Below are 13,684 nucleotides of genomic sequence, written 5' to 3'. Positions count from 1 at the left end.
CGTACCGAAAGCGCCCGACCGGTGACGACCATCGGCCCGGCGCTTGCCTCACGCCGCACCCGGTCAGAAGACCAATTGCGGCATGTTGCTGCGTGGCGTGGGCATGGCGGCCGCCCGTGTGCTGTCACGCATTTCGGCACGCAGCAACCACAACCGTCGCGCGACAAAATGTCTGAAGCGCATTTCACCTGCGGAGAAAGAAATTTGCATCTGATGCCGCTTGCCGTTGGGCAACATGCGAACCAGACGATAGTATCGAGCCCCGTCAACCGTTTCCTTGATATTCCTGACGCGCATCATTTCACCCCGTTTCTGTTGTGTCAGGTGAGTAGGCACTTCGACAACCGTCGCATTCCCGGTGGACCCGCATCAGACGTGGACTTCGGCCTGACGCGCGACTCACCGGCCAGGGGGGGCATGCGGCGAAATTCAATGTAGAGGAGCAACGTCCCCCATTCGTCCCCCAATGAAAAATCCGGCGTCCGCTTCGTTGGTGCGCGGCAACACTTCTGTGTCCGGCGTCGGTGTTCGCAGGTCCGCCGGCCCTCTACAATGCGCTTACCTGCCAAGTCCAATAGAAAACATCTTTATGGTTTCCGAACCGCCTTCAACGCCTAACGGGGTTTCGCATCATGGGCTGGACGATGCGCTGCAAGTGAGCGGATCGCTTTGGGTGCATCGTGGCAATGCGTCGCTTGGCGGTCACGCCAGAATTGCGTTGCTCGAACAGATCGCCGCGCACGGGTCGATCACGGCCGCCGCGAAAGCCGCCGGCATGAGTTACAAGGCCGCATGGGATGCCGTGGATGCGATGAACCAGCTCGCCGGCGAACCGCTGGTGGCGCGCAGCACGGGCGGTCGTGGCGGTGGTGGCACCCGTCTCACCGCACGCGGCGCGAAGCTCGTGGCGGCGTTCCGGGCGGTGGAGGTGGCGCAACGGCAATTCCTCGCGCGCGTGGCGACCGATCTGGAACATTTCGACGAGCAGTGGCCCATCATCGCGCGGCTGGGACTGCAGACCAGTGCACGCAATCAGTTGCACGGCACGGTCACCGCGATTCGGCGCTGCGGCGTGAACGACGAAGTGACGCTCACGTTGCCCGGCGGTGAAGCGATCACGGCGTCGCTCACGCACCACAGCACGCAGACGCTGGGGCTGGCGACCGGCAGCGATGCGTTCGCACTCATCAAGGCCCCGTGGATCGAAATCGCGCGCGGCGCCGATCTCGCGGGTTTGGCCACCGCGAACCGCCTTTCAGGCACGGTGGACGCCATCGCCGACGACGCGGGACAGGCCGAAGTCATTCTGGCGTTGCCCGGCGGCAGCCGGCTCGCCGCCGTGATGCCGCATGACACGTTGACCGCTCGCGGGTTGACGGTGGGTGTCGGCGCGACGGCCGCGTTCGCGGCCGCCAGTGTGATTCTGGGGTCATGGCCTGACGCACTCGCGTCAGGCCCGCGCGTGGATCACAACGCGGGCGTTTCGCAGTTCGGCACGACGGTTAGCTTTGCGTCGCGACGATCCAGACGCAGGCTCAGCAGCGCCACGCCCACGCCCGCCAGCGGCGCGAGCGCAGCCACCCAAGGCACGGCCGTCAGCCCGGGACCGTGTTCAATGACGAAGCCGCCGAGCCACGCGCCGATGGCGTTGCCGAGGTTGAACGCGGCGATGTTGAAGCTCGACGCCAGGCTTTCGCCCGCCCCCGAGGCCTTTTCCATCACCCACAGTTGCAGCGGCGCGACCGTCGCGAAGGCGGTTGCGCCGAGCAGGGCCACGAAGACGATGGCCAGCCAGTGCGAGTGCAACGCGAACGTCATCAGCCCCAGCACCACGGCGAGCGTCAGCAGGCTGCCGAGCACTGTCGGCACCACGCGACGATCCGCCAACTTGCCGCCCAGCAGGTTGCCGACGACCAGACCGCCACCGAAGATCAACAGAATCGGTGAGACCGCGCGCTCGGCAAAACCGGTCACTTCGGTCAACAGCGGGGCGATGTACGTGAACACGCCGAACACGCCCACCCAGCCGAGCACCGTCGTGAGCAATCCGAGCAGCACGGGACGGCGTGCCAGCGCCCGCATATCCGCCCGCCAGTCACCCGCATCCTTAGGCGCGGCGATCTTCGGCACGAACCCGGCGATCACGAGAAACGCGAGCGCACCGATCAGCGTCACCGCCCAGAAGCTCGCGCGCCAGCCAAAGTGCTGCCCCAGCCAAGTACCGAAGGGCACGCCGAGAATATTGGCGACGGTCAGCCCCGTGAACATCACGGCGATGGCCGACGCTCGGCGCTCGCGCGACACGAGGCCTGTGGCGACCACCGATCCGACGCCGAAGAACGTGCCGTGCGCGAACGACGTCAGCACGCGGGCGGCCATCAGCGCCGCATAGCTCGGCGCCAGTGCACAGGCGGCATTACCGATGGTGAAGATCGCCATGAGCACCAGCAGAACGGTCTTGCGCGGCCAGCGGGCAGTGACCGTGGTCATGAGCGGGGCGCCGACCACGACACCCAGGGCATAGCCGGAGATCAGCAGGCCGGCGGCCGCGATCGAGACGCCGAAATCGGCGCCGACGTTGAGCAGCAGACCCATGATGACGAATTCCGTCACGCCAATGCCAAAGGCACCGGCGGTCAGGGCGTAGAGAGCGATGGGCACGAAAGACTCCTGTCTCGGGATTAAGGAAGGTCAGGCCACTCAGGGAATGGCGATACACCAATGTGCGGAATATAGACGCGCTCGCATTGGTGAAATAGACTGCGCGAAGGAACATGATTTGTGACTTGATGTCACAATACGCCGCATCCCCTTTCGCAGGAACGCCGGAGGACACCGCCGATGGGTCGACAGGACGTCAATCGCTCCGGCGATATGGAAGTTTTCTCGCGTGTGGTCGAGCTCGGCGGCTTCTCGGCGGCGGCGCGCGCGCTGCATATGACGCCGTCCGCCGTGAGCAAGCTGATTGCGCGGCTCGAGGCGCGTCTGGGTGCCCGCTTGTTCAATCGTTCGACGCGCCGCCTGCAACTCACCCCCGAGGGCACGGCCTTTCACGAGCGGGCGATGCGCGTGCTGGCCGACATCGAAGCCGCAGAGCGCGAAGCGGCGGCGGGTGCGGTGCCGCGCGGGCTGCTGCGGGTGAATTCCAGCGTACCGATCGGCTCGCACTATCTGCTGCCCGTCATTCCGGCGTTTCTCGCGCAATACCCCGAGATCCGTCTCGATCTGACACTCACCGACACGGTCGTCGATCTGCTGGAGCAACGCGCCGACGTCGCCGTCCGGGCCGGCCCGCTTCGTGATTCCCGGCTAGTCGCTCGCAAGCTAGGCGAAAGCCGCTTGCTCGTGGTGGCGTCGCCCGACTATCTCGCCCGCAACGGCCCGCTGCGCACGCCGGCCGACTTGATCCACCACAACGTCATGGCGTTCAATTTCGACCGTCAGGTGCAGGGTTGGCCATTTCTCGATGGCGCCGGCGGCATCACGCACTATCCGCAGGTCGGCAATATGGTCGTGAGCGACGGCGAGATCATGCGCAAGCTCGCGGTCCAGGGGCTGGGGCTGGCGCGACATTCGCGCTACCACGTCGACGACGATCTGCGCGCCGGCCGGCTGGTCACCGTGCTCGACGATTACAACCCGGGCGATCTGGAGCCCGTGCATGCGGTGTACGTGGGGCAGGGCGGTCATTTGCCCGCACGGGTGCGGGCGTTCCTCGACTTTCTCATGGCGAACGTGCGTCTACCGTAGCAGGTCAACCGTGCCGAATGGGCTGCGCGCCCTTCGTGCCCATTCACACCTTCGCGCTTTCCAGACGTAACACGCTTGGGGTCTGGCGCCTCGGGCTGCGGTAGCGATCAAGCCCGCGCCAGGCCGCGATGCGACCAGACAAAGAGCGGCCATGCCAGCGCGGCACACACGAGCCCCCCGGCCCACACCAGTCCCCAGCCGCCGATCGACAGCAGCAGCGGAATCGCGAGCGGCGTGAGGAACATCGTCAGGAACACACCGGTGTTGCCGATGCCGAGCGCCGTTCCCGCACGCGACGCCCCCGCCAGGGTGGCCAACTCGGTGAACGCCACCCCGTGCCACGCCGACGCCACCACACCCCCTGCAATCAGCAGCGCGATCATCCACGGCGTGCCATGCGCCAGCCATTCCGGGCGATGCGTCAGCGCCGTCACGAGCAGCGCCAGCGAGGCGAAGACAGCCCCCACCGCCATCGCGCAAACGCGCAGATATTGCGGACGGTTGCGGCGCTTGTCGGTGAAACGCCCGCTCCACACCCGTGTGATCGCGGCGCCGGCCTGCACCGCGCCGAGCGTCAGCGAGATGGTCGCGACGCTGGCGTGCGCAACGTCATGCAGAAACACCGTCCCGAACGTCAGCACCGCAATCTGCGGCATGGCAAGCACCGCCATCCCCAGCGCCGTGCTCAGCAAGCGTGTGTCGCGCAACGGCGAGTAGCTTGCGGCCGGATGTCCGTCGGCGACGGCATCCCCGCGCGCCGTCTTGCTCGCGCGCTCCTGCGGTTCCTCCGGCGGTTCGAGCAGCCACCGCCACGCCACGACGGCGGCAGCGAAAGACGCCAAAGCCAGCCCGCCGAAGACGGCCTCGAAGCCGAAGTGCTGCGCCGCGCCGGGCAACGCCAGCGCGCCCACGCCGCCGCCGAGCGGCACGGCGCATTGCCGCACACTCATCGCCAGCCCTCGCTCGCGATCGTGGAACCAGCGCATGATGGCGCGCCCGCTCGATCCATTGACGCTGCCGCCGAGCACGCCGATCGCCAGCATCCCCGCCGCAAGCATCGGCATCGACGGGACGAAATGCGCCGTCGGCACGCCCCAGAACGCCAGGCCAACAAGCGCGAACGCCGTCACCATCAATCCGACAAGCAGCACGCGCCGGTCGCCCCAGCGGTCGGTGAGCATGCCCCACGGCAGTTCGGAGACGGCGATGCCCAGCCCGATCATGCCGAGCACGATGCCGAGATCGCTATTGGCCAGGGCGTAGGCACTGCGCATTTGCACTGCGGTGGCGGGAATGCCGCCCATCGCAGCGGCAAAGCTGGCATTGGCGGCCACGCCAACGCCCAGCACCTTCCAGCGGTGGTTGCGGCCCAAGCTGCGGGGGGGCGTCGAGGCATTCGATGCCAGGGCCATCCGACGGGCAGTGGCGGGAGCGGTACACAGACGTTCGTTCATGTGTGACAGTGCGCGGCCCGCAGGCACACGGCTCATAAGGGAAGAGGGGGAATCGCGGCGTCCGACGGGTGCCAATGCACAGTTCGGGCCACCATGAACCGCATCCTACGGATAGACATTGCATCGGAAAAGCGGGAAAATTCGATGCCGTATATCGTATTTTCCGGATCATCATCGCGAGAGCCACCATGACCCCCCGCGCCTTCGACCTCACACAGTTGCGCACGTTTATCGCCATCCACGACGCCGGCAGCATTTCGGCGGCAGCGGAGCAGATCTTCCTGTCGCAATCGACGGTCAGCGAGCAACTTCAGAAGCTCGAAGCGCGCGCCGGTCAGCCGTTGCTGGTGCGATCGCGCAAAGGCATGCGTCCGACCCCGGCGGGCACGCGGTTGCTCACCTATGCGCGGCAGATCTCGGCACTGTCCGAGGCGGCGTTCGAGGATCTGCAGGGTGTGCTGCTCGACGGCGAGTTGCGCATTGCCATCACTGACTATTACCGTCCGCACGATGTCGGCCGCGTGCTCAAGCGATTCACGAGCCTTTACCCGCGCCTGCGACTGCATGTGAGCGCCATGCAAAGCGCGCAGATCGAGCGCACCGCCCTGACCGGTGAACACTTCGACGTAGGGTTGGTGTTGCGTCTGATGAACGAGGATATCGGCAAGGGCGCGAAGGCGCTGGGCTACAGAACGCCGGGCACGCTGGTGCGCCGCGAGCGGCTCGTGTGGGCGATGTCGTCGACGTTGGCCGAGCCCCTCGGTGATCCGCTGCCGCTGGTGACAATGCCGCCGGCATGCACGCTGCAAAGCCTCGTACTCACAGTACTGGAGCGGCATAACGTGGCCTATCGCATCTCCCACTCGGCGGCGGGCGTGGCCGGCATGCAGTTGGCGCTCGGCGCGGGGCTGGGGATTTCGTGCCTGAATGAATCGGCACTCACGCCCGATCTCGTGGTGTGTCCGCCGTCGCTCGGTCTGCCGCCGCTGCCGCGCGCGGAATTCCACCTGCTGCCCGGACGCGCCGACGAAACCGACCTGATCCGTCATGCGCGCAATGCGCTGCTGCGACTCTTCGCGTGATACCTTTGCCCCCTGATCCCGATTTTGTCCGCTTATTGCGGTTGCCGTCATGCCGGAAGCCACTCCGATTCGTCTGAATTTCAACACCCGTCGCGCGCTGCTGTTCGCGCTGACGGCCGAGCGTCTGTCGGCCTTTTACGAGCATGGGCAGTGGATGACGGACAAGCAGGGCGCGACGCTCGCGCAACTGTGGCTATCGCGCTCGAAGCTGCAGCTACCGCTCGAAGAGCGCCGCCTGCTTTCAACGTTGAGCGACGATTTCGCGCGCGAACTGGCCGGCACGCTCTCGCGCGAAGCCGGCCTGTATACGGCGCATGAAATGACGGAATCGCTCGACGCGGACTATGCGTTTGCGTCGGCGGTGGCGCAGGATCTGTTGGAAGACTGCACGCGGCGCCTCATCGAAGCGGGAATTCCGGAGTAATGACGAAGTAGCGAATTCGACGCGTTGACGGGGGTTTATCAGCGCGCGCGTCACGCCATCATGCAACGATGCCGCGTTCCTGTACGAGCACCCACGGCGCGACGACCACCGCCCAAAGCTCCGGCGTGCGCGCGGAGAAATCGGCGGCTTGCTCGGCTTGCATGCGCTGCACCAAGGCCGACGATAGCCATTGAGACACGGTGGCCTTATCGTCGTTGGCAACGGCCTCGGCGACCGATACGAGGTCGACGCCGGGCGCCACATTCAGCAGCACACCGCGCGCGAAGAACGATTCCAGATCCTTCCAGTCGATCTTGGCGGTCTCACCGAGCAGACGCAGATAGACGTCGCTGGCACCGGACGCGGCGGCTTGGGAAGCTTGAACTGATTGGGCGGGCTTGGGCGAATCCATGACAACGGGCTCCAGATGGCGCGGGTCGACGACAACGACTGCGCCGGCGAAGCGTAAATAATGAAAACCCGCATTGTAATGCGCCCCGGCATGCGCGACGGTGGTAGCATCGGAACCCCACGTAGCGCACCGGTGTCGCAGCGACATGGCATGACTGCTGCGTGGTGGCTAACGTTTTACCGAGGAACCGCATGTCCAAACAAAAAACCGATCCCAAGCTGGAACAAGCGCTGACGCGCGGCGATCTCGCCATGCGCCAGATCAACTCCGCCCGTGCGACCGCGCTGCTGCGCGCCCTTGGCGAGATGATCGTGGCAGCGTCGGCAACGATCGGCGTCGAAGCGGTGGTCGACGTGCCCAACGGCGACAAGGTCTACGACCCGGAAGATGGTGTGTGGCCGCAGGCGCTCATGCTGTCGTTCGACGGCCCCATCGAAGAGGCCGACGAAGAAGAGCTGCGCACCGTACGGTTGAGCGCTGAAAAGTATCCGGAAACCTTCGAGGTGGTGTGGCACCGCGCCGATGGCAAGATGGGGCGCCATGAAGCGCGTCCGCTCGCGATGGTCGCGTTCCTGACCGACGTCGAAGTGCCGTGGCTCGACGACGAAGCCTGATCACGCATCGGTCCTGACACTGTCGCTGTCGGTACAACGGCCGGCGTCGCCGCTGTCGCCGTTGCTGCGTGCCGGTAAACCGCCGCCCGAGGCTCACACCTGGGCGGCGATTTCGTTTGCGCAGGGGCTACACGTCATAGCGCGCCGACGTTGCGCCATCCCCCGGTCGATGCCAGACCGCAATCACGAGTCCGATGGCGATGAAGCCTGCGCCGAGCATGCCTTCTCGACTCAGCCGGTCGCCGAAGAGCGCGAATCCGAACAGCGTCGCGAACAGGGGGTCGCTGGTCTCGATGATCTGCACTTTGCTGGCCTGACCGCTCTCAACCGCCCGCGTGGTGAAATAGAAGCCCCCGATCGTTGGAAGCAGCACGAGCGCGCATAGCGTTATCCAGGCCAAGCCGCTGGGCATGGCGAATCCCTCGCGCATCAGTGGTATCGACAGAAACGCACTGCCGAACCCAAATAGCCAAACGAGCTGCGGCAATCCCGAGCCGATCCTGAACCACTTGGCGAGGAAGATGAACAGCGCGTAGCCGCATCCACCGGCCAGCGCCAGGGCGATGCCCGCCGTGCTGCCGTCGATGCCGCTTTCGAACAGCCCCATCACACCGACGCCGAGGACGATTGCCAGAAAGGCGGCCGCCTTCCGACGCGTTGTCGTCTCCCCGAGAAACCGACCGGACAGGGCGAGCGTAGCGCCGCCCGCCGCATACGTGAGGAACGAGACGAGCGGAATCGATGCGTGCGAGAACGCCATCGTCTCGAAGTAGTAAAGGCTGAAAATGCCGAGAAACGCGAGGCATGCGAACTGAGGCCAGCGACGGGCCAGCCGAACGGTCTGCGCGCCGAGTTCGTGACGACAGGCACAAAGCAGCGACACCACGACGAACGCGCCGAAGCACTTCCAGAAGGCGATCAGTGCGGGCGTGGCCCCTTGATCGAACCCCGTTCGCGTCAACACGCCGATCGTGCCGTTCAGAACGGCGGCGATGAGCGCGCAGATCTCCGGCCGGTCGCTGATGCGATGGAATACGCGCATTTTCCGAGATGAACAAATTTGACGCCGCATTCTGCCAGCGGAAATGCACCAGCAGAATGCCGTTGGACGCAAAAAAGTCAGCTTTCGGAAATATCGGAAGACCCGACCGGCACGTGGCCGGCCGTCATCTGCGCGATGGCACGATGCCCCCGCGAATCCGATCGACGTCAGATCGACGCCAGCGCAAACGTGCTACCCGTCGCGAGTTTGTCGACGATACCGCCCTGCTTGAAATGCAATGCGTCGAATTCACCGAGTACGGTGGCGTTCTCGCCCTGCACATGCAACGCCGTGCCCTCTGGAATCGCAACGACGCGCTCGTCCGGATTGATCGCCAGATACTCGGCCAGCCGCTCCTCGCGCGATTCGCCGTTGTGCCCCGCAGGCTTCCCACTGATGAAATGCGGATTCACCTGGAACGGAATCAGGTTGAGCGCCTTGAGCGTCGGCGGCTCGACGATGGGCATGTCGTTGGTCGTGCGAATGGTCGGGCACACCACGTTCGCCCCGGCGCTCCACCCCACGTAAGGCATCCCCGCGCTCACACGCTCGCGCAGCAGGCCCACGATGCCCGCGTTGTACAGACGATCGAGCAGCACGAACGTATTGCCCCCGCCCACCACGACGGCTTGCGCCTGCTCGACGGCGGCGCGCGGATCCTTGTGGTGGTGAATCGACTCGAGGGCATAGCCCAGCCGCTCGAACGTGGGCCTCACGCGCGCTTCATACTCGTCGTAACTGTAGGTGATGCCCCCGGCATACGGCACGAACAACACACGTTTCGCGCGATCGCCGAGCACCGCGTGCATCTGATCGTCGGCATGCGCCAGATAGCCCTGGTTGCCCTTGCGGGAACTGCTCATCATCAAGATCTGTTTCACGACTCATGCCTCCAGGGCAGATGTTTTCGGGAGAACGGCCCGGCGCGGGCGCGTCGCGCACATTCGGTGCAAGCGGTGAGTGTACCCGTCGCCTCAACGCAGGCACGACGCACCTCGATCCGCGTAGCGGTCACCTCCGCGTACGGCGCCCCCATTTCTCATGAAGTGAAATGCCATACCGAATGCTGCAACCGCACCGCCCGCTTTCGGTATCCGACGCAAAGCCCCGTGGCGCCGGCTTCATACGCAAATCCTTATGCCGCCTATAAGTTGCGGGCGTATCACGACGCGAAATCCCGGGTTTCCGAGCGACCGGAGAAGGATTACACTCAGGGTCTTATATAAGACTGCCCCTTATCGTCAACCACCCGGTCGTCATCCTCACGCCAACCGCGTGGGTGTCTCGGCAAGGTCATTGGACGAAATCGCGTCAACCTGGTTTTCAAACTCGAGTACAGCATCATGACTTCCACTTCCCAGCGTGGCGGCCTGACGGTCGCAGACAATCTGATCGCGTTCATCGAAAAGGAAGCCCTGCCGGGCACCGGTGTCGATGTCGATGCGTTCTGGAAAGGCTTCGACGCCATCGTTCATGACCTCGGCCCGAAGAATCGCGCCTTGCTCGCCGAACGCGACCGCCTGCAAAGCGAACTCGACGCCTGGCACCGTGCCAACCCGGGTCCCATCGCCGACGCCGCAGCCTATCGCGCGTTCCTCGAAAAGATCGGTTACCTGTTGCCCGCGCCTGCCAGCGTGCAGGCCACGACGGCCAACGTCGACCACGAAATTGCCGAGCAGGCCGGTCCGCAGCTCGTGGTGCCGCTCTCCAACGCCCGCTACGCCCTGAATGCCGCCAACGCGCGCTGGGGCAGCCTGTACGACGCGCTCTACGGCACCGACGCCATCCCTGAAACGGACGGCGCAGAAAAGGGCACCGGCTACAACCCGAAGCGCGGCGAACGCGTGATTGCCTTCGCACGCGGCTTCCTCGATCAGGCCGCGCCGCTGGCCGACGGCTCGCACAAGGACGCCACCGGCTATCGCGTCGAGAACGGCAAACTCATCGTCACGACCAAGACCGGCGAGACGGGCCTGGCCACGCCTGCCCTGTTCGTCGGCTATCAAGGCGAAGCCGCGGCGCCGACGGCCGTGCTGCTCAAACACCACGGTCTGCACTTCGAGATCCAGTTCGACGCCAGCCACCCGATCGGCAAGACCGACGCGGCGCATATCAAGGACGTGCTCGTCGAAGCCGCCGTCACGACCATCATCGACTGTGAAGACTCGGTCGCCGCCGTGGACGCCGACGACAAGGTCGACCTGTATCGCAACTGGCTCGGCCTGATGCAAGGCACGTTGACGGAAGCCGTGGAGAAGGGCGGCAAGACCTTCACGCGCCGCCTGAACGCCGACCGTGAATACACCGGTGCCAACGGCCAGCCCGTGAAGCTGCACGGCCGCTCGCTGCTGTTCATCCGCAACGTCGGTCACCTGATGACCAACCCGGCGATCACCGATCGCGAAGGCCGCGAGATTCCGGAAGGCATTCTCGACGGCGTGGTCACCGTGCTCGCCTCGCTGCATGACCGCAAGCATCGCCTGAATTCGCGCACCGGCTCGATCTACATCGTGAAGCCGAAAATGCACGGCCCGGCCGAAGTGGCCTTCGCCGACGAACTGTTCGGCCGCATCGAAGCGCTGTACGACCTGCCGCGCAACACGCTCAAGATGGGCATCATGGACGAAGAGCGCCGCACGAGCGTGAACCTCTCGGCCTGTATCGCCGCCGCCGCAGCGCGCGTTGCATTCATCAACACGGGCTTCCTCGATCGCACGGGCGACGAGATGCATACCGCGATGGAAGCCGGTCCGATGATGCGCAAGGGCGACATGAAGTCGTCCGCGTGGATCACGGCCTACGAGAAGAGCAACGTGCTCGTGGGTCTGGCCGCCGGCCTGCGGGGCCGCGCACAGATCGGCAAGGGTATGTGGGCCATGCCGGACCTGATGCAAGCCATGCTCGAGCAGAAGATCGCGCATCCGAAGGCCGGGGCGAACACCGCCTGGGTGCCGTCGCCGACCGCGGCCACGCTGCACGCCCTGCACTATCACATGGTCGACGTGCAGGCCGTCCAGCAGGAACTCGAGAAGATCGACTACGCGAAGGAGCGCGACACGCTGCTCACGGGCCTGCTGACGGTGCCGGTCGTGGCCAAGGCCGAATGGTCCGCCGACGAAATCCGCAAGGAGATCGAGAACAACGCGCAGGGCATTCTGGGCTACGTCGTTCGCTGGATCGATCAGGGTGTGGGTTGCTCGAAGGTGCCGGACATCAACGACATCGGCCTGATGGAAGACCGCGCCACGCTGCGCATTTCGAGCCAGCATCTGGCGAACTGGCTGCGTCACGGCGTCATCACGCGCCCACAGGTCGAAGAGACCCTGAAGCGCATGGCCGCCGTGGTCGACAAGCAGAACGCGGGCGATGCGCACTATCGTCCGATGGCGCCGAACTTCGACGACTCGCTGGCATTCAAGGCCGCGAGCGCCCTGGTGTTCGAAGGTCTGACGCAGCCCAGCGGCTACACCGAGCCGCTGCTGCACAAGTACCGTCTCGAACTGAAGGCGAAGCAACGCGGGTAATCGCACGACGATAAGTCGATCGGTTAGCGGCTTATCATCGGACGCCCGACGGGGTAACCTGTCGGGCGTCTTTGTATTTTAGGAGCCGGCTGCGCATGGACCCCGCCATCGCCCTGCAACGCGCCGAGCGTCGCGCCCTGTGGTTTCTTCTGGCCGCGCTGGTGATCTTTGTCGCCACGCTCTTCATGCCCGAGCACTTCGTTACGGGCTGGATCCGGGCGGCGGCCGAAGCCGCGATGGTCGGCGGACTGGCGGACTGGTTCGCGGTCGAAGCCCTGTTCCGGCGCATTCCGATTCCTGGGCTCGCGCGGCACACGAACATCCTGATTCGCAAGAAAGACGCCCTCGGCGACGGTCTCGCCCGCTTCGTGCGCGAGAAGTTTCTCGACACCCCCTCGGTCGTTCGGCTCATCCGGCAACAGAACCCGGCGGACGCCGTCACGCACTGGCTCGGCTCGTACGAAAACACGCGTCAGTTGAGCGCGGTGCTGGTGAAAGTGGCCAGCGGGGTGCTCGATGTGATGGACGAGCGCAACGTGCAGGCCTTTATCCGCCGCGCGCTCGACACGATGATCGACCGGCTCGATCTGTCACAATCGGCGGCCGCCATGCTCGACACGCTCACGCGCGACGGCCGTCATCAAGCGCTGCTCGACGAGACGCTCGACTACCTCGTCGAACTCCTGAACGAACCGCAGACGCGCGAATTCATTTCGGCGCGCATCGTCGACTGGCTCAAGAGCGATCATCCGAAGAAGGAGAAGGTGCTGCCGTCGGAGTGGATCGGCAACAAGGGCTCCGACATGATTTCGGCGGCCGTCACGCGCCTGCTGGCGCAAATGGAAGCGGACGAATCGCATCAATTGCGTCAGGCGTTCGATCGCGCGCTCGCGAGGCTGATCGAGCGGCTCAAGCACGACGCCGACTTTCAGTCGAAGCTCGATGCTTTCAAGACCCAACTGAAAGGCGACACCGCGTTGAACGCCTATGTCGGCGGTCTGTGGAACGAGTGGCGAAGCTGGGTGAGGCGCGACCTCGCGCGCGACGACTCGGTGATCGGCGCCAAGATTACCGGCGCGGCCGCGTGGATGGGTCAGGAGCTGGCGCGAAGCGACTCGCTGCGCAAAGCGCTCGACGCGCAATTGCTGGATGCGGCCGAGCGCATGGCACCGGGCTTTGCCGACTTCGTGACGGAGCACATTCGTGCAACGGTGCACGGTTGGAATGCCGAGCACCTGTCACAGCAAATCCGCCTGAGCGTCGGGCAGGACCTGCAGTACATCCGCATCAACGGCACACTCGTCGGTGGACTGATCGGCGCCGTGCTCTATTTGATTGCCCAGGGACCGGTGCTGCTTTCGCGCGGCCACTGACGAGCATCG

General features: G+C 65.0%; 12 protein-coding genes and 1 pseudogene. 7 read left to right on the top strand and 6 right to left on the bottom strand.

What is annotated here, in order from left to right; all coding sequences use genetic code 11:
- Positions 1-63: 63 nt before the first annotated feature.
- Positions 64-336 carry a hypothetical protein gene (locus DRB87_RS23180; RefSeq protein WP_150605946.1) on the bottom strand — a complete coding sequence of 91 codons (273 nt, stop codon included), beginning with the start codon at positions 334-336 and terminating at the stop codon, positions 64-66.
- 253 nt (positions 337-589) lie between these two features.
- Here DRB87_RS23180 and DRB87_RS00575 point away from each other — a divergent pair.
- A pseudogene (locus tag DRB87_RS00575) lies at positions 590-1,426 on the top strand (TOBE domain-containing protein); the annotation flags it as partial.
- 41 nt (positions 1,427-1,467) lie between these two features.
- Here DRB87_RS00575 and DRB87_RS00570 read toward each other — a convergent pair.
- Positions 1,468-2,661 (bottom strand): MFS transporter, encoded by a 1,194-nt coding sequence (locus DRB87_RS00570; RefSeq protein WP_130024466.1) that lies wholly within the window; start codon positions 2,659-2,661, stop codon positions 1,468-1,470.
- 180 nt (positions 2,662-2,841) lie between these two features.
- Here DRB87_RS00570 and DRB87_RS00565 point away from each other — a divergent pair, with 180 nt between their 5' ends.
- Positions 2,842-3,750, top strand: coding sequence for a LysR family transcriptional regulator (locus DRB87_RS00565; protein WP_130024465.1), 909 nt, complete (start codon positions 2,842-2,844; stop codon positions 3,748-3,750).
- Positions 3,751-3,857: 107 nt separating this feature from the next.
- Here the strand turns inward: DRB87_RS00565 and DRB87_RS00560 are convergent, their stop codons facing one another.
- A complete protein-coding gene (locus DRB87_RS00560) occupies positions 3,858-5,162 on the bottom strand; it encodes an MFS transporter (protein WP_130027639.1) in 1,305 nt (434 codons plus the stop codon).
- A 230-nt stretch (positions 5,163-5,392) separates the two neighbouring features.
- On the opposite strand from DRB87_RS00560, the gene DRB87_RS00555 reads away from it, so the two are divergent.
- Both DRB87_RS00555 and DRB87_RS00550 read left to right on the top strand, forming a co-directional pair.
- Complete coding sequence (locus DRB87_RS00555) at positions 5,393-6,286, top strand: LysR family transcriptional regulator (protein ID WP_130024464.1); 894 nt, start codon at positions 5,393-5,395, stop codon at positions 6,284-6,286.
- Between the two features lie 49 nt (positions 6,287-6,335).
- On the top strand, positions 6,336-6,710 hold the full coding sequence (locus tag DRB87_RS00550) for a hypothetical protein (RefSeq protein WP_130024463.1): 375 nt from the start codon (positions 6,336-6,338) through the stop codon (positions 6,708-6,710).
- 58 nt (positions 6,711-6,768) lie between these two features.
- Here DRB87_RS00550 and DRB87_RS00545 read toward each other — a convergent pair whose 3' ends face one another.
- Positions 6,769-7,122, bottom strand: a complete 354-nt coding sequence (locus DRB87_RS00545; protein WP_130024462.1) for a DUF2288 domain-containing protein — start codon at positions 7,120-7,122, stop codon at positions 6,769-6,771.
- Between the two features lie 191 nt (positions 7,123-7,313).
- On the opposite strand from DRB87_RS00545, the gene DRB87_RS00540 reads away from it, so the two are divergent.
- Positions 7,314-7,736, top strand: coding sequence for a hypothetical protein (locus DRB87_RS00540; protein ID WP_130024461.1), 423 nt, complete (start codon positions 7,314-7,316; stop codon positions 7,734-7,736).
- Between the two features lie 127 nt (positions 7,737-7,863).
- Here the strand turns inward: DRB87_RS00540 and DRB87_RS00535 are convergent, their stop codons facing one another.
- Together DRB87_RS00535 and pepE are read right to left on the bottom strand one after the other, a co-directional pair.
- Positions 7,864-8,778: a DMT family transporter gene (locus DRB87_RS00535; RefSeq protein WP_130024460.1), complete on the bottom strand. Its 915-nt coding sequence runs from the start codon at positions 8,776-8,778 to the stop codon at positions 7,864-7,866.
- 167 nt (positions 8,779-8,945) lie between these two features.
- Complete coding sequence (pepE, locus tag DRB87_RS00530; RefSeq protein ID WP_130024459.1) at positions 8,946-9,659, bottom strand: dipeptidase PepE; 714 nt, start codon at positions 9,657-9,659, stop codon at positions 8,946-8,948.
- A gap of 462 nt (positions 9,660-10,121) precedes the next feature.
- On the opposite strand from pepE, the gene DRB87_RS00525 reads away from it, so the two are divergent.
- Both DRB87_RS00525 and DRB87_RS00520 read left to right on the top strand, forming a co-directional pair.
- On the top strand, positions 10,122-12,302 hold the full coding sequence (locus tag DRB87_RS00525) for a malate synthase G (RefSeq protein WP_130024458.1): 2,181 nt from the start codon (positions 10,122-10,124) through the stop codon (positions 12,300-12,302).
- Between the two features lie 95 nt (positions 12,303-12,397).
- Positions 12,398-13,675 carry a DUF445 domain-containing protein gene (locus DRB87_RS00520; RefSeq protein ID WP_130024457.1) on the top strand — a complete coding sequence of 426 codons (1,278 nt, stop codon included), beginning with the start codon at positions 12,398-12,400 and terminating at the stop codon, positions 13,673-13,675.
- Positions 13,676-13,684: the final 9 nt, after the last annotated feature.

It is taken from the genome of Pandoraea sp. XY-2 (assembly GCF_004193915.1).
Classification (GTDB): Bacteria; Pseudomonadota; Gammaproteobacteria; order Burkholderiales; family Burkholderiaceae; genus Pandoraea; species Pandoraea cepalis.
The sequence above is the reverse complement of the archived record's forward strand: the minus strand, read 5'-3'. Positions and strand labels throughout refer to the sequence as shown.

Bases quoted from the DNA above. Each gene is read 5' to 3' on its own strand.
- DRB87_RS00525 (WP_130024458.1), top strand. From the start codon at position 10,122: ATGACTTCCACTTCCCAGCGTGGCGGCCTGACGGTCGCAGACAATCTG.
- DRB87_RS00535 (WP_130024460.1), bottom strand. From the start codon at position 8,778: ATGCGCGTATTCCATCGCATCAGCGACCGGCCGGAGATCTGCGCGCTC.
- DRB87_RS00555 (WP_130024464.1), top strand. From the start codon at position 5,393: ATGACCCCCCGCGCCTTCGACCTCACACAGTTGCGCACGTTTATCGCC.
- DRB87_RS00560 (WP_130027639.1), bottom strand. From the start codon at position 5,162: ATGGCCCTGGCATCGAATGCCTCGACGCCCCCCCGCAGCTTGGGCCGC.
- DRB87_RS00550 (WP_130024463.1), top strand. From the start codon at position 6,336: ATGCCGGAAGCCACTCCGATTCGTCTGAATTTCAACACCCGTCGCGCG.
- DRB87_RS00520 (WP_130024457.1), top strand. From the start codon at position 12,398: ATGGACCCCGCCATCGCCCTGCAACGCGCCGAGCGTCGCGCCCTGTGG.
- DRB87_RS00545 (WP_130024462.1), bottom strand. From the start codon at position 7,122: ATGGATTCGCCCAAGCCCGCCCAATCAGTTCAAGCTTCCCAAGCCGCC.
- DRB87_RS00540 (WP_130024461.1), top strand. From the start codon at position 7,314: ATGTCCAAACAAAAAACCGATCCCAAGCTGGAACAAGCGCTGACGCGC.
- DRB87_RS00565 (WP_130024465.1), top strand. From the start codon at position 2,842: ATGGGTCGACAGGACGTCAATCGCTCCGGCGATATGGAAGTTTTCTCG.